A 20,976-nucleotide genomic window follows, 5' to 3' on the forward strand; every position below is an offset into this window, starting at 1 on the left:
CTCACTTCAGCCTGCTCGAAGCGAGGATGGACACGAGGTGCAGCAGGGTCTGCACCAGCGCGATGCCGGCCAGCACCGCCACGCCGAGCCGGGAGAAGAACAGGTCGCCGCGCATCTGGTCGACGATCGCCAGGACCAGGATCAGCAGGGACGCCTCGATGCCGAGGATCAGGCGGTGGAACCTCAGGGCGCCGGCGGCCCTGCGGGCCAGTGCCATGCCGGAGGAGCGCATCTCGGAGGCGGCCTCCTTGACCGGCGGCTTTCCGGCCTGGTGCCGGGCGACGCCGACGAGGTCCGTCTCGGCCTTGATGAGGATGGCGCCGAGGGCGGCCAGGGTGCCGAGGAAGGCCCACAGCCAGTCGATGCGGCCGGTGCCCCACAGGTCGGCGGCGCGCAGGCCGAAGCCGGTGAGCACCGCGGCGTCGGTGAGGTAGGCGCCGACGCGGTCGAGGTAGACGCCGTTGAGCGAGTACTGCTTCTTCCAGCGGGCGATCTCGCCGTCGACGCAGTCCAGCAGCAGGTACATCTGGACGCACACCACGCCGAGGACGGCGCCCGGGATCCCCGGCACCAGCAGGGCCGGGGCCGCGAGCACACCGAAGACGGTCATCAGGTACGTGAGCTGGTTGGGCGTGACCCTGGTGTTGACCAGGTAGCGGTCGACCCGCAGGGACACCTCACGCATGTAGAGGCGTCCCATCCAGTGCTCACCGCTGCGCCGGTCCTTCACCCCTGCGGGGTGAACGACGGGGCGTAGTTCAGCTACCGATGGCCTTGACATAGTCGGTGTAGGTGTCCTTGATCTGTTCGGGGTTCAGGTCGAGGTGTTCGAGGATGGTGTAGCGGCCGGGCCGGGTCTCGGGTGCGAACTCGACGGCCCTGACGAACTCGTCCGTGGTGAAGCCGATCTCGTCCGGCAGCACGGGCAGTCCGTGCCGGCGCAGCACCCCGGCCATGTACGCCGACTCCTCGTGCGCTCCGCGCAGCCACATCGCGAAGGCCGCGCCGAGACCGCACTGCTCGCCGTGGGCGGCGGCCCGCTTCGGGTAGAGCAGGTCGAAGGCGTGGTTGATCTCGTGGCACGCCCCGGAGGACGGCCGCGAGTCGCCCGACACCGACATGGCGATGCCGCTGAGGACCAGCGCCTCGGCGAGCACCTGGAGGAAGTCGTTGTCCCCGATGCCGCCCGGGTGCCGCAGCACGGCCTCGCCGGCCTGGCGGGCCATGGCCGCGGCGAGTCCGTCGATCCGCTCGCCCTTGACGCGGCCCGCCAGCTCCCAGTCGGCGATCGCCGAGATGTTGGAGACGGCGTCGCCGATGCCGGCGCGGACGAAGCGGACCGGGGCCTCACGGATGACGTCCAGGTCGATGACGACCGCGATCGGGTTCGGCACACCGTAGGAGCCGCGGCCCGCGTCGTTGTCGAGGGTGGCGACCGGCGAGCACAGGCCGTCGTGGGCGAGGTTCGTGGGCACGGCGACCAAGGGCAGGCCCACGCGTGCCGCGGCGAACTTGGCGCAGTCGATGATCTTGCCGCCGCCGAGGCCGACGACCGCGTCGTAGTGGCCGGCCTTTATGTCGCTCGCCAGCCGGACCGCGTCGTCGAGGGTGCCGCCGCCGACCTCGTACCAGGTGGCGCCGGGCATGCCGGGCGAGATCCGCTCGCGCAGTTTGGCGCCGGAGCCGCCGCTGACTGCGACGGCGAGGCGGCCGGAGTGCGAGATACGCTCGTCGGCGAGGACGCAGGCCAGATCGTCGAGGGCACCCGGGCGGATGTCCACGACGAGCGGCGAGGGGATGAGCCGGGTCAGTACTGGCATGCGATCTCCCGTCCCCGGGCGAGATCGTCGTGGTTGTCGATCTCCACCCACTTGACGTCGCCGATCGGCGCCACGTCGATCCGGAAGCCGCGGTTCACCAGCTCCTGGTAGCCGTGCTCGTAGAACTGCTGCGGGTCGGTCTCCCACACGGTCTTCAGGGCGTCGGCCAGCTCGGGGGCCGCGTCGCCCTCGATGAGGGTGACGCCGATGTACTCGCCCGTGGCCTCGGCGGGATCCATCAGCTTGGTGATCTTCGTCATGCCCTTCTCGGGGTCGACGACGACCTTCATCTCCTCGTCCGCGAGCTGCTTGACCGTGTCCAGGGCGAGGATGATCTTCCTGCCGTCGCCGCGGGCGGCGAGCAGCGTCTTCTCGACGGAGACCGGGTGGACGGTGTCGCCGTTGGCGAGGATCACCCCGTCCTTGAGGGCGTCACGCCCGCACCACAGGGAGTAGGCGTTGTTCCACTCCTCGGCCTTGTCGTTGTCGATGAGAGTGAGCTTGAGGCCGTACTTCGCCTCCAGCGCTTCCTTGCGCGCGTACACGGCCTCCTTGCGGTAGCCGACGATGATCGCGACCTCGGTCAGACCGATCTCGGCGAAGTTGCCGAGGGTGAGGTCGAGAACCGTGGGTTCGCCCTCTATGCCCGCGGGCCCCACCGGCACCAGCGCCTTGGGAAGGCTGTCGGTGTAGGGGCGCAGACGCCGTCCGGCGCCGGCCGCCAGCACGAGGCCGATCATGCGGGTTCTCCTTCATCGTGTACGGCGGGCGCGCCACCCTGGTGGGCGGCCACCCAGAAGCGGATGCTCTCGACGAGCACCACCAGGGACACGGCCACGGCGAGGACCGTGAGCGCGACCGTGAACTGCGAGGCGGTGAGCAGCGCGGCGAGGACGGTGACGAGCAGCGTCCGGCCTTCGTGCCCCCCGATGGAACGCACCAGCCAGGCGGGGGGCGCTCCGGCGTCGCCGCGGATGCGGTACACCGTGTCGTAGTGATGGTAGGCGACCGCCGCCACCAGCCCGAAAGCCGCAGGAAGGGCCCCGTTCACGTCCGCCTTCGCGGCGAGGACCAGGACGGTGCAGTATTCGGCGGCGCGCAGGAACGGGGGAACGAGCCAGTCGAGTGCGCCCTTGAGGGGGCGGGCGACGGCGAGACCCGAGGTCAGGGCGTAGCCGAGGGCCGCGACGATCGGCCAGGGCCCGCCGAAGCCGGTCAGGGCGGCCGTGAGAACGACGGCGAGAGTTCCGAGGAGGGCGAGTGCGGGGGCGGTGAAGCCCGGCAGCTTGCGCACGGGCCTCTTGAGGGCCTGCGCGAAGCCCTGCGCCAGGGGGCCGCTGTCGGCGAGGTCGGCCAGGGCGCCGGCCGCCCGGTCGGTCCGCTGCGCCTTGCGGGTCAGGGAGCGCAGCACCCGGCCCGCCGTCGTGTACGTCGCCGCGAAGGCGCAGCCGATGAGCAGCGCGTAGAAGGTGATGCGGGGGGTGGTGACCGCCGTGAGGACCGCGATCATCGCCCAGCGCTCGCCGATGGGCAGGACGATCATGCGGCGGACCCAGACCGTCCAGCCGACGCTGTCGAGCTTGTCGGAGAGGGCGGCGGTGGGGCTGGTGTTGGCCGTGGCGTCGTGGTTGGCCTCGTTGAAGGAGAAGTCCACGACGTGCCTGCAGGTCTGCAGGACCATGGCGCCGAGGGCGAGGGCCCATACATCGTCATGGCCGCTGCGGGCGGCACCGAGGGCGAGTCCGGCGTAGTAGGCGTACTCCTTGGCCCGGTCGAAGGTGGCGTCCAGCCAGGCGCCGAGCGTGGAGTACTGCAGGTCGTAGCGGGCGAGCTGGCCGTCGGTGCAGTCCAGCACGAAGGAGGCGATCAGCAGGACGCCTGCCGCGACGAAGCCACCGCGGGTGCCGGTGGCCGCGCAGGCCGCCGCCATGAGGGCGGTGAGCAGCGAGGCGGTGGTGACCTGGTTGGGGGTCAGGCCGCGGCGCGCGCACCAGCGGGCGATGTAGCGGGAGTACGGGCTGATGCAGAAGGTGGTGAAGAACCCGTCCCGGGACTTCACGGCCGACTTCAGGCGTACGGCCTCGTCGTCGACGTTCGTCACCGCCTGCCGGGCCTCGTTGCGGGCCTGCGGGTCGGTGGGGACGGCGGCGACGAGGCTGCCCAGCTCGGGGCGGTGCACCGCGGTGCCGTCGGCGTCCAGGGCGGCGAGGACGCGATCGGCGAGGCTGTCGACGAGGGTGGTGCCGCCGCCGGCGGAGTTCTCGCGGGCCATCGCCCGGGTCAGGGCCTGGCGGCCGGCGGGCCGGGCGGTGACGGCGCCCGGGATCGCGGCGAGCGGGAAGCGGGGGTCGGTGAGGCCCAGGCGCAGCGCGTGCACATGACCCACGAACCGGGCGTCGACCAGGGCGACCCGCTCCTCACCCGGAACCTCGGCGAGGAGGGTCTCGGCCTCGGCGGCGTCGGCCGCGACCCGCACGTCGAACCCGAGGGACCGCAGATCGCCCTCGATCGACGATCCGGGGACCGGCTGCCCGGTGAGGATGGCGGTCGACAACCGAATTCACTCCCTGGGTACCGACGCGCCGCGCCGGTGCTGTACATGATGGGGGCGGCCGCGCCGGTGACTCCCGGGCGGCATGTCGGCAGAGGCTATCGGATGCCGGGAAGGCCGTGTTCACCGCCCGTTGGGCGCATCGATCAGCGGAGTTCGCCCGAGCCCTTGCCACGATCATCATCGTGGATCCGGGGCCCGCCCCACAAACCGCGCTCCGCAGACCGGACATCGGGGACATTGCGCAGGGCCCGGCCGGGGCGGCATAGGGTGGACGACCATGACTTGGCTGATCACCGGCGGGGCCGGCTACATCGGGGCCCATGTGGCCAGGGCCATGACCGGGGCCGGGGAGCGCGTCCTCGCCCTGGACGACCTGTCCGCCGGGGTGCCCGCGCGGCTCCCGTCCGAGGTCCCGCTCGTACGGGGCTCCTCGCTCGACGGGGGACTGCTGAAGCGGGTCTTCGCCGAGCACGGGGTGACGGGTGTGGTGCATCTCGCGGCCCGCAAGCAGGTCGCCGAGTCCGTCGCGCAGCCGACGCGCTACTACCGGGAGAACGTCGGCGGCCTGGCGACCCTGCTGGACGCGGTCGCCGAGGCCGGGGTCCGGCGCTTGGTGTTCTCCTCGTCGGCGGCGGTGTACGGCGACCCCGGCGTGGACCTCATCACGGAGGACACGCCCTGCGCGCCGGTGAACCCCTACGGCGAGACCAAGCTCGCCGGGGAGTGGCTGGTGCGGGCGGCGGGCCGGGCGCACGGGATCTCCACCGTGTGTCTGCGCTACTTCAACGTGGCGGGCGCGGCCGCGCCCGAGCTGGCCGACACCGGCGTCTTCAACATCGTCCCGATGGTCTTCGACCGGCTGACCCGGGACGAGGCCCCGAGGATCTTCGGGGACGACTACCCGACGCCGGACGGCACCTGTGTCCGTGACTACATCCACGTAGCCGACCTGGCCGAGGCGCACCTCGCGGCGGCCCGGCGCCTGGCCGAGGGCGGGGGCACGGGAGACCTGACGGTCAACGTCGGGCGCGGGGAGGGCGTCTCGGTCCGCGAGCTGATCACGGTCATCGGCGAGGTCACCGGCGACCGGCGGCCCCCGGTCGTCGAGGAGCGCCGCCCCGGGGACGCCCCGCGGGCGGTCGCCTCGGCGGCCCGGGCGGCTGCGGAACTCGGCTGGACCGCCCGGCGCGGGGTGCGCGAGATGATCGAGTCGGCCTGGCGGGGCTGGCTGCTGCGCCACGGTTCCTGACCCGCCCGGGGTGCTGACCCCGGCAACGTTTCCCCAGGTCAAGGCACATGACAACGGTGTTCAGTGCCGCGTTGCGGATACCCCCTCCCCGTAGTTCACTGGGCTGCCCGAGCACGAATCAGGCGGACGCAGGAGGGTGACGTTTCATGGGGGCTGGGCACGATCACGGGCACGCGCACGGCGCGGCCGGCGGTACGGCGACCTCGGCGTATCGCGGCAGGCTGCGGGGGGCGCTGGCGATCACGCTCGGCATCGTCGTCGTCCAGGTCGTCGGTGGGATCCTCGCCGACTCGCTCGCGCTCGTCGCGGACTCGGCGCACATGGCGACGGACGCACTGGGCCTGGCCATGGCGCTGCTCGCCATCCGCTTCGCGAACCGCCCCCCGAGCGACCGCGCCACCTTCGGCTACGCCCGCGCCGAGATCCTCGCCGCCCTGGCCAACTGCCTGCTGCTGCTCGGGGCCGGGGGCTACGTCGTGTACGAGTCGGTACAGCGCTTCATCACTCCGGCGGACACCGAGGGCCGGCTCGCCCTCCTGTTCGGTGTGATCGGCCTGGTCGCGAACCTGGTGTCGCTGTCGCTGCTGATGCGCGGCCAGAAGGAGAGCCTGAACGTGCGCGGCGCGTTCCTGGAGGTGGCGGCGGACGCCCTGGGTTCCGTCACGGTGATCATCTCGTCCCTGGTGATCATGCTCACCGGCTGGCAGCCCGCCGATCCGATCGCCTCGCTGGTCATCGCGCTGATGATCGTGCCCCGGACGTGGAAGCTGCTGCGCGAGACGCTCGACGTACTGCTGGAGGCGGCCCCCAAGGGCGTCGACATGGCGGAGGTGCGGGCGCACATACTCGCCACCGACGGTGTGCACGACGTCCACGACCTGCACGCCTGGACGATCACCTCCGGCATGCCGGTGCTCTCCGCCCACGTGGTCGTCAGCTCCGAGGCGCTGAACGCGATAGGCCACGAGAAGATGCTCCACGAGCTCCAGGACTGCCTCGGCGACCACTTCGACGTGGAGCACTGCACCTTCCAGCTCGAGCCGAGCGGGCACGCGGAGCACGAGGCGCGTCTTTGCCACTGACGCGCCGGTTCCTGAGGCGCATGTGGCTGGTGGGGCGCACTCCGCCCTGCGTGCGCCGGGTAACGCAGCCCTCCGGCGCGCGCCCCGGCCCTGGCTCTCACAGCACCCGCGGGGACGATTTCCGGCCCATCGGGCCGGGCACGCTCCCCTCCTGGGTCCCTCTTCCGGCACCCGAGCGGCGCCGTCCGCGCTCCGCCTCACCGTGCGGGACATGCGGGCTCGCAGCGAAGTGCCGGGAGTGCCGGATTCGTACGGCAGACTTGGGGCGCGAAGACCGATGTGAAGGATGGGTATGCCGATCACACCTGCCACCGCGACGCACAGCCCGTCGAGCGGCACCGCAGACGCGATTTTGCTGGAACTGGTCGACGAGGACGGCGTGACGATCGGCACCGCGGAGAAGCTCGCCGCCCACCAGCCGCCCGGACAACTGCACCGCGCGTTCTCCGTGTTCCTCTTCGACGAGTACGGCCGGCTGCTGCTGCAGCAGCGCGCGCTGGGCAAGTACCACTCCCCCGGCGTGTGGTCCAACACCTGCTGCGGCCACCCCTACCCGGGTGAGGCGCCCTTCGCGGCGGCGGCGCGGCGCACGTTCGAGGAGCTCGGCGCCTCCCCGTCCCTGCTGGCCGAGGCGGGCACGGTCCGCTACAACCACCCGGACCCGGAGTCGGGGTTGGTGGAGCAGGAGTACAACCACCTCTTCGTCGGCATGGTGCAGGCCGTGCTGCGGCCGGATCCGGAGGAGGTCGCGTCGACGGCGTTCGTGACCCCGCCGGAGCTGGCGGAGCGGCACGCCAAGGACACCTTCTCGTCCTGGTTCATGACCGTTCTGGACGCGGCCCGGCCTGCGATCAGGGAGCTGACGGGTACGTCGGCCGGCTGGTGACGCGGGGTCCGGACAGGGCCTAGGAGAAGGGCGCGGGTTCGAGCGGCAGGGCGGCCCAGATCACCTTGCCGCCGCTCGCGGTGTACTCGACCTCGCAGAGGCCGCCCGCCTCCCGGGTGATCTCGCGCACCAGGAGCAGCCCGCGGCCGCCCGTCCGGCCGTGGTCGGCCTCCAGGGCCGTGGGCCGGTACGGGTGGTTGTCCTCCACGGACAGGCGCAGCCACTCGGCGCCGACGGCCACCTCCACGGCGATCGTCGGCGACAGCACCGCCGCGTGCTTCACGGCGTTCGTCACCAGCTCGGAGACGATCAGCAGCAGCCCTTGGGCCAGGTCGTCCGAGACGGGCACGCCCTGACGCAGCAGCAGGTCCCGTACCGCGTGCCGGGCCTGCGGGACCGAGGCGTCGACCGCCGGTGCGGTGAACCTCCAGACCCCTTCGTACGGCAGCGGATCCGCGGGCCCGGGGCCGAGGGGCGCCGCGCCGCCCTCTGGGCGTGGGCCGAACCCACGCCCGTCGTCGTCCATCGTCCGGTCGCCACCCTCGCGTTCGATTGTCGCCACACGTCGAGTGTTGGTAACGATGCGCTCCCGACCCCGGGGCTGAACACAAGTCAGCAACTATCGAGCGCTTCTGACCGTTGGCGTATGACACGGTCAGTTGTGGGACTGGTCCTGTCCCTGTTGTGCCGTCTCGGCGAACTATTCGGGTTGTACGGGTTTGGCATGCGGATAGCATCCGGCGCATGGAGCCGCAGTTGCAGTACGGCGTGACCGACTCGGTCGCGACGGTCGTCATCCGCAATCCGGAGAAGCGCAACGCCATGACGGCCGCGATGTGGGGCGCCCTGCCGCCGCTGCTGGAGGAGCTCGCGGGCGATTCCTCCGTGCGGGCGCTGGTGCTCACCGGCGAGGGCGGGACGTTCTGCGCCGGGGCCGACATCTCGACGCTGCGGGTCGCGCCGGAGGAGGCGCAGGGGCTGGCCGTGCGGGCCGAGGAGGCTCTGGCCGGTTTCCCGAAGCCGACACTGGCGGCGGTCCGGGGGCACTGCGTAGGTGGCGGGGCACAGTTGGCGGCGGCCTGTGATCTGCGGTTCGCCGAGGAGGGGGCGTTGTTCGGGGTGACGCCCGCGAAACTCGGCATCGTGTATCCGGCGTCCTGGACCCGGCGGCTGGTGTCCCTGGTGGGGCCGGCCACCGCCAAGTATCTGCTGTTCTCCGGGGAGCTGATCGACGCGGAGCGGGCGCTGCGCACCGGTCTGGTCGACGAGGTGCTGCCCGAGGGTGAACTCTCCAAGCGTGCCGCCGAGTTCACTCGGAGCCTGGTGTCCCGATCGCAGCTGACGCAGGCGGCGGCGAAGGAGTTCGCGGACGGGCGTGCGGACCGGGACGCGTACTGGGCCGGGCAGGCGCGCGGGAGCGGCGACACCGCGGAGGGCGTCGCCGCGTTCCTGGAGCGCAGGCAGCCGCGGTTCCGCTGGAGCGTGCCTAGGTCAGGATGACGTCGGCGTGCGACCGGAGCAGGTCGACGATGTGGGCGGGTGCCTTCTCGGGTGATCCGGCGTCGTAGGGCGGCTGTGGGTCGTACTCGGTGGCGAGCTGGACGATCTGTGCGTGGTCGTCGCCCGCGATGCGGCCGAGCAGGGTCAGTCCCATGTCGATGCCGGAGGAGACGCCGGCCGCGGTGACGTACTTGCCGTCGGTGACGACGCGCTCCCCCGTGGGCTCGGCGCCGTACAGCTTCAGCTCGTCCAGGGCCAGCCAGTGGGAGGTCGCGCGGCGGCCCCGGAGGAATCCGGCGGCGGCGAGCAGCAGCGAGCCGGTGCACACGGACGTCGTCCAGGTGCTGGTGGCGTCCGCGGTGCGCAGCCAGGTGAGCAGAGGCCCGTCGGCCGCCAGCGGGAGCGGGCCGGGACCGCCGGGGACGACGATGATGTCGGGGTTCGGCACGTCGGCCAGGGTACGGTCGGCGACGAGCGCGAGGTTGCCCGAGTCGTTCCGGACGGGGCCGGTCTCCTCGGCGACGAAGACGGTCTCCGCGTCCGGGAGGCGGCCGAGGGTCTCGTACGGACCCACGGCGTCGAGGGCGGTGAAGCCTTCGTAGAGGACGATGGCGATCTGCATGAGGTCCCTTCGGTCGGTGCGGTGGTTGCGGAGTGGTCGACTGGCCCGGGCGCCGAGGTCGGGCTTCCGTTCAGGGCGCCGTGGCGGGGCGGAAGCGGCGGCGGTACTCCGCCGGGGGCGCGCCGAGGGCCTTGACGAAGGCGCGGCGCATGGCCTCGGGGGTGCCGTAGCCGCTGGTGCGGGAGATCTCCTCGATGCCGTCGGCGGTGTCCTCCAGCAGGCGGCGGGCGTGTTCGAGGCGGACACGGTCCACGTAGCGGCCCGGTGTCATGCCGGTCTCGGCGCGGAAGGCGCGGGCGAAGTGGCGGGGCGAGAGGCGGGCGCGGGCGGCGAGGGTTTCGACGCAGAGGTCCGCGTCCGGGTGGCCGGTGATCCACTGCTGGACGGCCCGCAGGGGCTCGCGGTGGGCGGTCTGGGCCGCCAACTGGGCGCTGAACTGGGCCTGGTTCCCGGGCCGGCGCAGGAACACCACCAGGTGGCGGGCGATGGTGAGGGCGGCGTCCCGGCCCAGGTCCTCCTCGACCAGGGCGAGGGCGAGGTCGATGCCGGCGGTGACCCCGGCCGAGGTGGCGATGTGCCCGTCGCGTACGTAGACGGGGTCGGGGTCGATCTCGACGGCCGGGTGGTCGCGGGCGAGCCGGTCGCAGTACGCCCAGTGGGTCGTGGCGCGGCGGCCGTCCAGGAGACCCGCCTCGGCGAGCACGGCCGCACCGGTGCACACGGAGACCAGGCGGGCGGCACGCGGCCCGTGCTCGCGCACCCAGTCGACCAGGCGCGGGTCGGGCCGCAGGCTGCCCGTTCCGCCGGGGACGAGGAGGATGTCCGGGTCGGCCGCGGTGGTCAGGGACTCGTCGGGTACGAGGGTCAGGCCGCTGGTGGTCCGCACGGGCGCGCCGTCCAGGGACGCCGTGCTGATCCGGTACGCGCCCGGGGAGAGCAGGTCCGCGCCCGCGAAGACCTCCACGGGCCCGGTGACGTCGAGACTCTGCAGGCCGTCGAAGAGGACGACGAGAACCGTGCGCTGGGCCATGCCCTCGATTCTTCGCCGGTCCCGAGCATGACCGCAATGACGGGTCCCCCACCTTTCCTGCCATACGGCTCCGCCGTGCGGGACACCGGCCCGGAAGCCGTACCAAGCGGTTGGTAACCTACCCGGCATGACGAGTGCCGCCCTGGAACCGCGCGCCGGCCGACGCTGCCAGCACGTGCTCAACTCCCTGCACGCGACGCACTACTTCTCGCCGGACCTGGGACGGGAGCTGGGTGCCGTCGGCGTCTGCGACCCCCACGCCGTGAACTTCGCCGTGCGGGCCGCCGCCCTCGGGCCGGTCGGGGCCGGGGCGGTGGCAGCCGCCTTCTACAACTACAAGTACGAGCTGGTGGCCCGGCACGTGCCGGCCGTGTGGGAGACGGCCACGCCTGGGCAGGTGCTGGCAGCACGCGTGCGTGCGGTCGACGCGACCCTGCGCCGCCTGCTGGGCGAAGAGGCACTGGCGTCGGCGGAGATGGCCGAGGCCGCGCGGCTCGCCCTGCGCGCCGCCGAGGCCTGTGGGCGCGGAGCGAGGCCGCTGTACGCCGCCCATGCGGACCTGCCCGTGCCCGAGGAGGCGCACCTCGCGTACTGGCACGCGGCGACGCTGCTGCGCGAGCACCGGGGCGACGGGCATCTGGCCGTGCTGATGTCGGCGGGGCTGGACGGTCTCGAGGCGATGGTGACCCACACGGCGACCGGCAAGGGCATGACGCCGAAGTGGGTGTTCACCACCCGCGGCTGGAGCCAGGAGGAGTGGGACGCGGCGGCGGACCGGCTGCGGGAACGCGGGCTGCTGGACCAGGCCTGTGAACTCACGGAGCGCGGCCTCGCCCTGCGCGAGGAGATCGAGCAGGAGACCGACCGCCTCGACCGGGCGCCGTACGAGCACCTGGGGCCGGAGGGCGTGGCCCGGCTGACCGAGCTGGGGGCGTCGTTCGCCCGGGCGGCCGTCACGGCGGGGGCCTATCCGGTGGGGCTGTTCGGCAAGCGGTGAGGCGCGCTCCGCTGCGGCTGCGAGACCCGCGTCGGGCATGGGTGTTCGGTCGTGACGCATGGTGAGGCGTCTGCGAGGTACCCGCTCTTCACCGGCCGGTGCGGCCGGAGTGGAGAAAGGGGAATTTCGTGTTCCGTGCTATCGCAGACGTGCTGCGCCAGATCGGCGGCGCCATCGCCACCGTGGTGACGCTTCCTTTCCGGGCCCTGGCCCGGCTCTTCGGCGGGGCCTCGTCCTCGACCCGCAGCCGCAGGGCCTGATTCGGATTTCCGACCTGCCGGGGTCGCCCTGATCCCCGAGTGTCGGTGTCACCTGCCACAATTGCCGCGCAACCTCAGTGGAGAAGGCGGTACGGGATCGTGACGACACCCGGGTCCATCGAAGTAGGGTCCATCGAAGGCAGGATCGCCGAGGAACTCGGCGTAAGGGAGCGGCAGGTCAGGGCTGCCGTGGAGCTGCTCGACGGCGGTTCTACGGTGCCCTTCATCGCCCGCTACCGCAAGGAAGCGACCGAGATGCTCGACGACGCGCAGCTGCGCACGATCGAGGAGCGGCTGCGCTATCTGCGGGAGCTGGAGGAGCGGCGGGCGGCGATCCTGGACTCGGTGCGCGAGCAGGGCAAGCTCACCGAGGAGCTGGAGGCCCGGATCCGGGGCGCCGAGACAAAGGCCCGCCTGGAGGACGTCTACCTCCCGTACAAGCCCAAGCGGCGCACCAAGGCGCAGATCGCGCGCGAGGCCGGTCTCGAGCCGCTGGCGGAGGGGCTGCTCGGCGATCCGAGCGTCGAGCCCCTCGCCGCGGCCGCCGCGTTCGTCGACGCCGGCAACGGCGTGGCCGATCCGCAGGCCGCCCTCGACGGTGCCCGGGCGATCCTCACCGAGCGGTTCTCCGAGGACGCCGACCTGATCGGCGAGTTGCGCGAGCGGATGTGGGTGCGGGGGCGGCTGGCCGCCAAGGTGCGGGACGGCAAGGAGGAGGCGGGGGCGAAGTTCGCCGACTACTTCGACTTCGCCGAGCCGTTCACGGAACTGCCCTCGCACCGCATCCTCGCGATGCTGCGCGGCGAGAAGGAGGAGGTCCTCGACCTCGTCCTGGAACCTGAGGAGCCGACGGACGGACCGTCGTCGTACGAGGGGATCGTCGCCAACCGGTTCGGGATCGCCGACCGGGGCCGCCCCGGCGACAAGTGGCTCACCGACACGGTCCGCTGGGCGTGGCGCACCCGCATCCTCGTCCACCTCGGCATCGACCTCAGGCTGCGGCTGCGCACGGCCGCCGAGGACGAGGCGGTGCGGGTCTTCGCGGCGAACCTGCGCGACCTGCTGCTCGCCGCCCCGGCCGGCACGCGCGCGACGCTCGGCCTGGACCCCGGTTTCCGTACCGGCGTGAAGGTCGCCGTGGTCGACGCGACCGGCAAGGTCGTCGCCACGGACGTCATCCACCCGCACGTCCCGGCCAACCGCTGGGACGAGGCCATCGCCAAGCTGGCCCGGCTCGCCGAGGAGCACGCGGTCGAGCTGATCGCGATCGGCAACGGCACGGCGTCCCGCGAGACCGACAAGCTCGCCGGGGAACTGATCGCCAAGCACCCGGAGTTGAACCTCACCAAGGTGATGGTCTCCGAGGCCGGCGCGTCCGTGTACTCGGCGTCCGCGTTCGCCTCCCAGGAGCTGCCCGACATGGACGTGTCGCTGCGCGGCGCCGTGTCGATCGCCCGACGGCTCCAGGACCCGCTGGCCGAGCTGGTGAAGATCGACCCGAAGTCGATCGGTGTCGGCCAGTACCAGCACGACCTGTCCGAGGTGAAGCTGTCGCGCTCGCTGGACGCGGTGGTGGAGGACTGTGTGAACGGCGTGGGCGTGGACGTCAACACGGCGTCGGCGCCGCTGCTTTCCCGGGTCTCCGGCATCACCTCGGGGCTCGCCGAGAACATCGTGGCGCACCGGGACCAGAACGGACCGTTCACGTCCCGCGGCGAGCTGAAGAAGGTGGCGCGGCTCGGCCCGAAGGCCTACGAGCAGTGCGCGGGCTTCCTGCGGATCCGCGGCGGCGACGATCCGCTGGACGCCTCCAGCGTGCACCCGGAGGCCTACCCGGTCGTCCGGCGCATGGTGAAGACGGCCGGGCAGGAGGTCGCCGCGCTCATCGGGAACACCTCCGTGCTGCGGTCGCTGAAGCCGCAGGACTTCGTGGACGAGTCGTTCGGTCTGCCGACCGTCACCGACATCCTCAAGGAACTGGAGAAGCCCGGCCGCGACCCGCGCCCGGCGTTCAAGACGGCCGCCTTCAAGGAGGGCGTCGAGAAGATCTCCGACCTGGCGGCCGGGATGATCCTGGAGGGCGTGGTGACGAATGTCGCCGCCTTCGGGGCGTTCGTCGACGTCGGCGTCCACCAGGACGGCCTGGTGCACGTCTCCGCGATGTCGAAGACCTTCGTGAAGGACCCCCGGGACGTGGTGAAGCCGGGGGACATCGTCAAGGTGAAGGTCCTCGATGTCGACATCCCGCGCAAGCGGATCTCCCTGACGCTGCGCCTGGACGACGAGGCGGCTTCGCAGGGGCAGGGCGACGGGTCCGGCGAGCGCCGGCAGCGCGGCGGGCGTCCCCCGCAGCAGCGCCAGGGCGGCGGTCGCGGGGGCCAGGGCGGCGGTTCGCGTCAGGCGCCGCCGGCCAACGGCGCGATGGCCGACGCGCTGCGCCGGGCCGGGCTGGTGAATCCGAAGAACGGCAAGCGCTGACGGCTCCGCCGCGCAGACGGTGGGGAGCTGCGGGTCCGCCGCGGCCGGCGCAGTTCCCCACGCCCCCGAAGAGGCGCTTGGAGCCTCTTCGGACCTAGAGTGATCTGCATGTTCACTTCGCGTGTCCTCACCTGGGACGTGTCCGGCAGCCGGGGGCTCGAGACCGCCTGGGTGCAGCGCGGGGACGGCGTGCTCCGGGCGCGCGGACGGGCCGTCGGGACCGATCCGGAGCCCTACTGGGTCACGTACGACCTCGACGCGGCCGACGGGTTCGTGACCCGTCGGCTGCGGGTGACGGTCGAGTCCGCCGGCGGAAGCCGCACGCTCGACCTGCGGCACGACGGCGGGGGCGGGTGGACCGCGAACGACGAGCGGTTTCCGGAGGTCGACGGCGCCCTCGACTGCGATCTCGGGCTGTCCCCGCTCACCAACACCATGCCGGTGCTCCGGCACGGCCTCCATCGGGCGCCGGGCGAACTGGAGTTCCTGATGGCCTGGGTGTCCGTGCCGGACCTGACGCTGCGCCCGTCGCGGCAGACGTACACGCATCTCGGACCGGGACGGGTCCGCTATGCCTCCGGTGGCTTCCGCAGCGACCTGGAGTTCGACGAGGAGGGGTACGTCGTGGACTACCCCTCCCTGGCGACCCGTCTGGCGGCGGCCCCTTAGGGTCCTGGTAGCGGAGCCACCTGGGCGCTTCGGCAACGCGGCGAGGCGCGGTGCCGGGCCGCGCGACCCGGGCGGGCACAGTGGAAGGACCCCTCAGCGCTCGGTCACCTTGCCGTCCGCCACCTCCAGGCGGCGTGTCACGTGTACGGCGTCCAGCATGCGCCGGTCGTGGGTGACCAGCAGGAGCGTGCCCTCGTAGGCGTCGAGGGCCGACTCCAGCTGCTCGATGGCGGGCAGGTCGAGGTGGTTCGTGGGCTCGTCTAGGACGAGAAGGTTGACGCCCCGGCCCTGGAGCAGCGCCAGCGCGGCTCTGGTGCGTTCACCCGGGGAGAGGGTCGCCGCCGGGCGCAGGACGTGGTCCCTTCTGAGGCCGAACTTGGCCAGCAGGGTGCGGACCTCGGCCGGTTCGGTGTCCGGGACAGCCGCGCGGAAGGCGTCGAGCAGGGACTCCTGGCCGTGGAACAGATCGCGGGCCTGGTCGACCTCGCCCAGCAGGACGCCCGAGCCGAGCGCGGTGTGCCCGACGTCCAGCGGGACGCGGCCGAGCAGGGCGGCGAGCAGCGTGGACTTGCCGGCGCCGTTCGCGCCCGTCACCGCCACCCGGTCCGCCCAGTCGATCTGGAGGGAGACCGGGCCGAGGACGAAGCCGTCGCGGCGCACCTCGGCGTCCCGCAGAGTCGCGACGACGGCGCCCGAGCGCGGGGCCGACGCGATCTCCATGCGCAGTTCCCACTCCTTGCGCGGTTCCTCGACGGTCTCCAGCCGCTCGATCATGCGTTGGGTCTGCCGGGCCTTCGCGGCCTGCTTCTCGCTGGCTTCGCTGCGGAACTTGCGGCCGATCTTGTCGTTGTCGCCGCCCGCCTTGCGGCGCGCGTTCTTCACTCCCTTGTCCATCCAGGAGCGCTGCATCTGCGCGCGGTCCTGGAGCGCCGCCTTCTTGTCGGCGTACTCCTCGTACTCGTCGCGGGCGTGCCGGCGGGCAACGTCCCGCTCCTCCAGGTAAGCCTCGTAGCCGCCGCCGTAGAGGTTGATCTGCCGCTGGGCGAGGTCGAGTTCGAGGACCTTGGTGACGGTGCGGGTGAGGAACTCGCGGTCGTGGCTGACGACGACCGTGCCGGCGCGCAGGCCGCTCACGAAGCGTTCGAGGCGCTCCAGACCGTCCAGGTCGAGGTCGTTGGTCGGCTCGTCGAGGAGGAAGACGTCGTAGCGGGACAGCAGCAGGGAGGCGAGGCCGGCGCGGGCCGCCTGGCCGCCTGACAGGGACGTCATCGGCTGGTCCAGGCCGACCGCGAGGCCGAGGGAGTCGGTGACCTCCTCGGCGCGTTCGTCGAGGTCGGCGCCGCCGAGGCCGAGCCAGCGCTCCAGGCTCGTGGCGTAGGCGTCGTCGGCGCCGGGCGCCCCGTCGACCAGGGCCTGGGTCGCCTCGTCCATGGTCCGCTGGGCCTCGGCGACGCCGGTGCGGCGGGCCAGGAACGCCCGTACGGTCTCGCCGGGGCGGCGGTCCGGCTCCTGCGGGAGGTGGCCGACGGTGGCGGTCGGCGGGGCCAGGCGCAGCTCCCCCTGCTCGGGCGCGGTGAGGCCGGCGAGCATCCTCAGCAGGGTGGACTTGCCCGCACCGTTGGCCCCGACCAGGCCGATCACGTCGCCTGGGGCGACGACGAGGTCGAGTCCGGTGAACAGGGAGCGGTCGCCGTGGCCGGCGGCGAGGTTCTTGGCGACGAGGGTGGCAGTCATCAGAGCGCCGATCCTAATGGGCCGCTCAGTGGGTCACGGCCGTCACCAGGACGCTGGTGGAGGTGCGCGCCACGACGAAGGACCGCCCCCTGACCGCCTTCGCGTCGAGGGCGACTCGGTGGCGGCCCGGTTGGAGGACGCCGTCGAAGAGTTCGTGGGTGTGGCTGCGGGAGAGCCGGTCGAGGCGGTACGCGGTGAGGGTGACCCGGCAGGCGGAGGTGACCTCGACGTCCGCACCGTCGCCGTCGGCGGTCAGGCCGGTGAGGCGGCGCTGCCCGGCCGGGCTGTGGTCCAGGGCGTGCTCGATCTGGGCGACGAGGAGGGGCACGATCGGGGCGAGGCCGTCGACGCAGGCGACCGGGACCCCGGCGCGTTCGAAGGCCCGGCGGACGGCGGCGCGTTCCCGCTCGCCGGTGCCCTGGCCGAAGGCGACGGCGCCGTAGCGGCGCAGTTCGTCGGCGGGTACTCCGTGGGCGTCATGGGCGATGTCGGCACCGACGCCGATGGTGCGTAACGCCGCGGCGAGTCTGGCGAGGACGGCGACACGGGCGCCGATCAGCAGGACGCGGCGGCGGACGTCGGGGGCGGAGCCGTTCAGCAGGGCGCTCAGGGCCGCCCGGTACTCGGCGCCGGGGAAGCGGAACGGGCCGATGCCGCGGAAGCCGTTGAGGTCCAGATCGGCGTGTTCGCCGGTCTGCCAGGCGAAGTCCCGCCAGATGAAGTCCTCGCCGTCCCGCTGGATGACCGCGGTGACGGCGCCGCAGGCCAGGTCCTCGCACTCGGGACAGCCGTAGACGACGTACCGGCCGCCGGGCAGGGGGGCCGGGCTCTCCAGGAGCAGGCTGCGGACCTGCGCGGTGAAGATCGCGGGTGGGACGTCGGAGGCGAGCGGGGAGACCGCGTCGAGGTCGGAGAGCTGGAACAGCAGCGGGCGTCCGTCGACGATGAAGTCCACGAAGTCCCGGTGGACCTGGTAACCACCGTCGGTGAGGACTCCCCCGGCCCGCATCGCGGGAGCCAGGCCGAAGGTCGCGTACTCGGCACACATGCTGTGAGTATCCCCGCACAAGGGGTGATGTCAGCACGGCATGACACATTCCGCTACGGTCCGGGCATGTCGAGTGAGCTGAGTGACGGGATCGTGGTCGTCGGTGGTGGGGTCGTCGGGCTGACGACCGCCGTGGTTCTCGCCGAGCGGGGGCACCGGGTGCGGGTGTGGACGCGGGACGCCGTCGAGGCGACCACCTCCGCCGTCGCGGGTGCGCTGTGGTGGCCGTACCGCATCGAGCCGGTCGCGCTCGCACGGGCGTGGGCACTGCGGTCGCTGGAGGTGTACGAGGAGCTGGCGGCGGGGACCGAGCGGGCCGGCGTACGCATGGCCGAAGGGGTACTGGGTGACACCCGGCTCGACGAGGTCTCCGGGTGGTTGGCGGGGCGGGTGCCGGGGCTGCGGGCCACGACGGCCGGGGAGTACGCCGGGACGGGCGTCAGGGCGCGGCTGCCGCTGATCGACATGCCGGTTCATCTGCCGTGGCTGCGGAAGCGGTTCGTCGCCGCGGGCGGGGTGGTGGAGGCGCGTACGGTGTCCTCCTTCGCGGAGGCCGACGCGCCGGTCGTGGTCAACTGCACGGGGCTCGCGGCGCGGGAACTGGTGCCGGATCCCTCCGTGCGTCCGGTGCGCGGGCAACTGGTCGTGGTGGAGAACCCGGGGATCGACACCTGGCTCGTCTCCAGCGACGCGGCCGGGCAGTACGCGTACATGTTCCCGCAGCCGGGCGGGCTCGTCCTCGGCGGTACGACCGAGGAGGACGCCTGGTCCCTGGAGCCCGACCCCGCCACGGCCGAGGCGATCGTCCGGCGCTGCGCCGAGCTGCGGCCGGAGATCGCCGGGGCGCGGGTACTGGAGCACCGGGTGGGGCTGCGCCCCGTCCGGGACACGGTGCGCCTGGACCGCGAGGAACTCCCGGACGGGCGCCTGCTGGTGCACAACTACGGCCACGGGGGCGCGGGCGTCACGGTGGCCTGGGGCTGCGCGCAGGAGGCGGCGCGGCTGGCCACCGGCTGAGAGCGGCCGCAGCGCTGCCGGGTGACATCCGGCTGACGGCGGTCGCGCTTCCGCTGCCGGACAGGCCCGGCGACGGTTCCGGACCGACAGGGCGACAGCCCTGAGCGGCAGGCCCACGGCCGACGGGCACGAGCCGACCCGGCTGAGAGGAGCCGAGCCGCCTGGCCTCGGTCCCCGGCCGAAGACGTTCGCCGTCGGGCCCGTCCGGTCGGCATCGACCTGGCCCACCTCAGCCGAAACGGCGGAACCGGGCGGCCCGAGCCGCCCGGTTCTCCGCTCAGTGCTTGCCGACCGGGTCTCCCTCCACGTCCGGGCCGCGGCCCGGGCCCACGCGGAACTCGAAATCGCCGTCGTACTTCCTGTGGCCCTCGATGACGGCCAGTTCGACGGCCTCCGAGCCCATCTGCTCGCGGACGATCACCGGGTCGCGGCGCAGGTCGCGCATGAGGGCGACGCACATGAAGATCATCACGATGACGAACGGGGCCGCCGCGAGGATCGTGAGGTTCTGCAGACCCGTCAGGGCGTCGCCCTGGCCGCTGCCGACCAGCAGCATGATCGCGGCCACCGCACCGGTGACCACACCCCAGAACACGACCACCAGACGGCCCGGTTCGAGCGCGCCCTTCTGCGACAGGGTGCCCATGACGATCGAGGCCGCGTCGGCGCCGGAGACGAAGAAGATGCCGACGAGGATCATCACCAGCAGGCTCGTGACGGTGGCGAGGGGGAACTGCTGGAGCACGTCGAAGAGCTGGCCCTCCGGGGTCGCCTCCTTGCCGAGCCGGCCCTGCTCCTGCATCTTCATCGCCGAGCCGCCGAAGATCGCGAACCAGAGCAGGCTCACCGTGCTGGGGACGAGGATGACACCGCCGACGAACTGCCGGATCGTCCGGCCCCGGCTGATCCGGGCGATGAACATGCCGACGAACGGCGTCCAGGAGATCCACCACGCCCAGTAGAAGACGGTCCAGCTGCTCAGCCAGTCCGCGACGCCCTTGCCGCCGCTGGCCTCCGTGCGCCCGGCCAGCTGGGGCAGGTCGCCGAGGTACGCGAAGACGGACGTGGGCAGCAGGTCGAGCACGATGATGGTGGGGCCCGCCACGAACACGAACAGGGCCAGCACCAGCGCCAGCACCATGTTGGTGTTGGACAGCCACTGGATGCCCTTCTCCACACCGGAGATCGCGGACGCGACGAAGGCCAGGGTCAGCACCGCGATGATCGCGACGAGCAGCCCGGTACTCACCTTGTCCATCCAGTTCAGCTCCTGCATACCGGAGCCGATCTGCAGCGCGCCGAGCCCCAGGGAGGCGGCGGAGCCGAAGACGGTCGCGACGATCGCGATGATGTCGATGACGCGCCCGGCGGCGCCGTTCGCGTGCTTCTTGCCGATGAGCGGGGTGAAGACGGCGCTGATGGTCTGCCTGCGCCGCCTGCGGAAGGTGCTGTAGGCGATGGCGAGCCCGGCAACCGCGTAGATCGCCCAGGGATGGAGCGTCCAGTGGAACAGGGTGGTGGCCATGGCCGTCTGCATGCGTTCGCCGGAGTCGGCCGGGTCGGTGCCCGGCGGGGCCGTGCCGTAGTGCGACAGCGGCTCGCTCACGCCGTAGAACATCAGGCCGATGCCCATGCCCGCGCTGAACATCATCGCGACCCAGGACACCGTGCGGAATTCGGGCTCCTCGCCCTCCGCCCCCAGGTGGATACGGCCGTAGCGGCTGATCGCGAGCCAGAGGGCGAAGACGACGAAGCCGGAGGCGGCGAGCATGAACGCCCAGCCGCCGTTGTGCATCAGCCCGCTGAGCAGGCTGGTGGAGACGTCTTCGAGCGAATCGGTCGCCGCGGCGCCCCAGACCACGAACGCGAGGGTGAGTACCGCCGTGACGCCGAAGACGATCCGGTCGGTCCGGGGCCTCTCCTGGCCGGGGAGGCCCGCTTCCGAACCCGGCAGCGCGCCTCCCGCATGGGGATCCTTGTCGCTTGGTCGGTCGTGCGTCACAGGCGGCACCTTTCATAGGAACGTAGGA

At 72.2% G+C, this 20,976-nt stretch carries 19 protein-coding genes; 9 read left to right on the top strand and 10 right to left on the bottom strand.

Translation table 11 applies throughout. From position 1 onward, the window contains the following. Position 1: 1 nt before the first annotated feature. Genes ACWD1U_RS10195 through ACWD1U_RS10210 form a run of 4 tightly spaced genes read right to left on the bottom strand, consistent with a single transcriptional unit; the run spans position 2 to position 4,374 of the window. Positions 2-781 carry a CDP-alcohol phosphatidyltransferase family protein gene (locus ACWD1U_RS10195; protein ID WP_451106150.1) on the bottom strand — a complete coding sequence of 260 codons (780 nt, stop codon included), beginning with the start codon at positions 779-781 and terminating at the stop codon, positions 2-4. Beyond that, positions 759-1,820 (bottom strand): iron-containing alcohol dehydrogenase family protein, encoded by a 1,062-nt coding sequence (locus tag ACWD1U_RS10200; protein ID WP_451106152.1) that lies wholly within the window; start codon positions 1,818-1,820, stop codon positions 759-761. Before ACWD1U_RS10200 ends, ACWD1U_RS10195 begins: the two co-directional genes overlap by 23 nt. Beyond that, on the bottom strand, positions 1,808-2,560 hold the full coding sequence (locus ACWD1U_RS10205) for a phosphocholine cytidylyltransferase family protein (RefSeq protein ID WP_451106154.1): 753 nt from the start codon (positions 2,558-2,560) through the stop codon (positions 1,808-1,810). Before ACWD1U_RS10205 ends, ACWD1U_RS10200 begins: the two co-directional genes overlap by 13 nt. After that, on the bottom strand, positions 2,557-4,374 hold the full coding sequence (locus ACWD1U_RS10210; protein WP_451106156.1) for a DUF5941 domain-containing protein: 1,818 nt from the start codon (positions 4,372-4,374) through the stop codon (positions 2,557-2,559). The genes ACWD1U_RS10205 and ACWD1U_RS10210 overlap by 4 nt, the downstream gene beginning before the upstream one ends. A 277-nt stretch (positions 4,375-4,651) precedes the next feature. On the opposite strand from ACWD1U_RS10210, the gene galE reads away from it, so the two are divergent. The 3 genes from galE to idi all read left to right on the top strand — a co-directional run bounded on the left by galE (position 4,652) and on the right by idi (position 7,591). Next, positions 4,652-5,623 carry a UDP-glucose 4-epimerase GalE gene (galE, locus tag ACWD1U_RS10215; protein ID WP_451106157.1) on the top strand — a complete coding sequence of 324 codons (972 nt, stop codon included), beginning with the start codon at positions 4,652-4,654 and terminating at the stop codon, positions 5,621-5,623. 146 nt (positions 5,624-5,769) lie between these two features. After that, complete coding sequence (locus ACWD1U_RS10220) at positions 5,770-6,705, top strand: cation diffusion facilitator family transporter (RefSeq protein ID WP_451106159.1); 936 nt, start codon at positions 5,770-5,772, stop codon at positions 6,703-6,705. Positions 6,706-6,997: 292 nt separating this feature from the next. After that, positions 6,998-7,591 (top strand): isopentenyl-diphosphate Delta-isomerase, encoded by a 594-nt coding sequence (gene idi, locus ACWD1U_RS10225; protein ID WP_451106161.1) that lies wholly within the window; start codon positions 6,998-7,000, stop codon positions 7,589-7,591. A 19-nt stretch (positions 7,592-7,610) separates the two neighbouring features. On the opposite strand, the gene ACWD1U_RS10230 is transcribed toward idi, so the two are convergent. Further along, the gene (locus ACWD1U_RS10230; RefSeq protein WP_451106422.1) at positions 7,611-8,117 is read right to left on the bottom strand and encodes an ATP-binding protein; all 507 of its coding nucleotides are present in this window, start codon (positions 8,115-8,117) and stop codon (positions 7,611-7,613) included. A 218-nt stretch (positions 8,118-8,335) separates the two neighbouring features. Between ACWD1U_RS10230 and ACWD1U_RS10235 the strand changes: the two genes are divergently transcribed. Then, a complete protein-coding gene (locus tag ACWD1U_RS10235; protein WP_451106163.1) occupies positions 8,336-9,091 on the top strand; it encodes an enoyl-CoA hydratase/isomerase family protein in 756 nt (251 codons plus the stop codon). On the opposite strand, the gene ACWD1U_RS10240 is transcribed toward ACWD1U_RS10235, so the two are convergent. Continuing rightward, a complete protein-coding gene (locus ACWD1U_RS10240) occupies positions 9,078-9,713 on the bottom strand; it encodes a DJ-1/PfpI family protein (protein ID WP_451106164.1) in 636 nt (211 codons plus the stop codon). The genes ACWD1U_RS10235 and ACWD1U_RS10240 overlap by 14 nt on opposite strands. A gap of 70 nt (positions 9,714-9,783) precedes the next feature. Continuing rightward, positions 9,784-10,743 (bottom strand): GlxA family transcriptional regulator, encoded by a 960-nt coding sequence (locus ACWD1U_RS10245; RefSeq protein WP_451106166.1) that lies wholly within the window; start codon positions 10,741-10,743, stop codon positions 9,784-9,786. 127 nt (positions 10,744-10,870) lie between these two features. Here ACWD1U_RS10245 and ACWD1U_RS10250 point away from each other — a divergent pair, with 127 nt between their 5' ends. The 4 genes from ACWD1U_RS10250 (at position 10,871) to ACWD1U_RS10265 (ending at position 15,147) form a co-directional block, all read left to right on the top strand. Beyond that, positions 10,871-11,740: an SCO6745 family protein gene (locus ACWD1U_RS10250; RefSeq protein WP_451106168.1), complete on the top strand. Its 870-nt coding sequence runs from the start codon at positions 10,871-10,873 to the stop codon at positions 11,738-11,740. Between the two features lie 128 nt (positions 11,741-11,868). Continuing rightward, a complete protein-coding gene (locus tag ACWD1U_RS10255) occupies positions 11,869-12,000 on the top strand; it encodes an LPFR motif small protein (protein ID WP_252100478.1) in 132 nt (43 codons plus the stop codon). Positions 12,001-12,099: 99 nt separating this feature from the next. Beyond that, positions 12,100-14,478 (top strand): Tex family protein, encoded by a 2,379-nt coding sequence (locus tag ACWD1U_RS10260; protein WP_451106170.1) that lies wholly within the window; start codon positions 12,100-12,102, stop codon positions 14,476-14,478. Between the two features lie 108 nt (positions 14,479-14,586). Next, positions 14,587-15,147, top strand: a complete 561-nt coding sequence (locus tag ACWD1U_RS10265; RefSeq protein WP_451106172.1) for a putative glycolipid-binding domain-containing protein — start codon at positions 14,587-14,589, stop codon at positions 15,145-15,147. Positions 15,148-15,240: 93 nt separating this feature from the next. On the opposite strand, the gene ACWD1U_RS10270 is transcribed toward ACWD1U_RS10265, so the two are convergent. After that, positions 15,241-16,881, bottom strand: a complete 1,641-nt coding sequence (locus ACWD1U_RS10270; RefSeq protein WP_451106174.1) for an ABC-F family ATP-binding cassette domain-containing protein — start codon at positions 16,879-16,881, stop codon at positions 15,241-15,243. A gap of 25 nt (positions 16,882-16,906) precedes the next feature. Beyond that, positions 16,907-17,929, bottom strand: coding sequence for an oxidoreductase (locus ACWD1U_RS10275; protein ID WP_451106176.1), 1,023 nt, complete (start codon positions 17,927-17,929; stop codon positions 16,907-16,909). A 66-nt stretch (positions 17,930-17,995) separates the two neighbouring features. Here ACWD1U_RS10275 and ACWD1U_RS10280 point away from each other — a divergent pair, with 66 nt between their 5' ends. After that, a complete protein-coding gene (locus ACWD1U_RS10280; protein ID WP_451106177.1) occupies positions 17,996-18,946 on the top strand; it encodes an FAD-dependent oxidoreductase in 951 nt (316 codons plus the stop codon). A 277-nt stretch (positions 18,947-19,223) separates the two neighbouring features. Here ACWD1U_RS10280 and ACWD1U_RS10285 read toward each other — a convergent pair whose 3' ends face one another. Next, on the bottom strand, positions 19,224-20,948 hold the full coding sequence (locus ACWD1U_RS10285; RefSeq protein ID WP_451106179.1) for a BCCT family transporter: 1,725 nt from the start codon (positions 20,946-20,948) through the stop codon (positions 19,224-19,226). Positions 20,949-20,976: the final 28 nt, after the last annotated feature.

The sequence above is a fragment of the Streptomyces sp. NPDC002788 genome, from assembly GCF_053592115.1.

Excerpts from the sequence above, each read along its gene's own strand:
- ACWD1U_RS10240 (WP_451106164.1), bottom strand. The coding sequence starts at position 9,713 with ATGCAGATCGCCATCGTCCTCTACGAAGGCTTCACCGCCCTCGACGCC.
- ACWD1U_RS10220 (WP_451106159.1), top strand. The coding sequence starts at position 5,770 with ATGGGGGCTGGGCACGATCACGGGCACGCGCACGGCGCGGCCGGCGGT.
- ACWD1U_RS10270 (WP_451106174.1), bottom strand. The coding sequence starts at position 16,881 with ATGACTGCCACCCTCGTCGCCAAGAACCTCGCCGCCGGCCACGGCGAC.
- ACWD1U_RS10245 (WP_451106166.1), bottom strand. The coding sequence starts at position 10,743 with ATGGCCCAGCGCACGGTTCTCGTCGTCCTCTTCGACGGCCTGCAGAGT.
- ACWD1U_RS10280 (WP_451106177.1), top strand. The coding sequence starts at position 17,996 with ATGTCGAGTGAGCTGAGTGACGGGATCGTGGTCGTCGGTGGTGGGGTC.
- ACWD1U_RS10230 (WP_451106422.1), bottom strand. The coding sequence starts at position 8,117 with ATGGACGACGACGGGCGTGGGTTCGGCCCACGCCCAGAGGGCGGCGCG.
- idi (WP_451106161.1), top strand. The coding sequence starts at position 6,998 with ATGCCGATCACACCTGCCACCGCGACGCACAGCCCGTCGAGCGGCACC.
- ACWD1U_RS10275 (WP_451106176.1), bottom strand. The coding sequence starts at position 17,929 with ATGTGTGCCGAGTACGCGACCTTCGGCCTGGCTCCCGCGATGCGGGCC.
- galE (WP_451106157.1), top strand. The coding sequence starts at position 4,652 with ATGACTTGGCTGATCACCGGCGGGGCCGGCTACATCGGGGCCCATGTG.
- ACWD1U_RS10250 (WP_451106168.1), top strand. The coding sequence starts at position 10,871 with ATGACGAGTGCCGCCCTGGAACCGCGCGCCGGCCGACGCTGCCAGCAC.
- ACWD1U_RS10200 (WP_451106152.1), bottom strand. The coding sequence starts at position 1,820 with ATGCCAGTACTGACCCGGCTCATCCCCTCGCCGCTCGTCGTGGACATC.
- ACWD1U_RS10265 (WP_451106172.1), top strand. The coding sequence starts at position 14,587 with ATGTTCACTTCGCGTGTCCTCACCTGGGACGTGTCCGGCAGCCGGGGG.
- ACWD1U_RS10195 (WP_451106150.1), bottom strand. The coding sequence starts at position 781 with ATGTCAAGGCCATCGGTAGCTGAACTACGCCCCGTCGTTCACCCCGCA.
- ACWD1U_RS10205 (WP_451106154.1), bottom strand. The coding sequence starts at position 2,560 with ATGATCGGCCTCGTGCTGGCGGCCGGCGCCGGACGGCGTCTGCGCCCC.
- ACWD1U_RS10235 (WP_451106163.1), top strand. The coding sequence starts at position 8,336 with ATGGAGCCGCAGTTGCAGTACGGCGTGACCGACTCGGTCGCGACGGTC.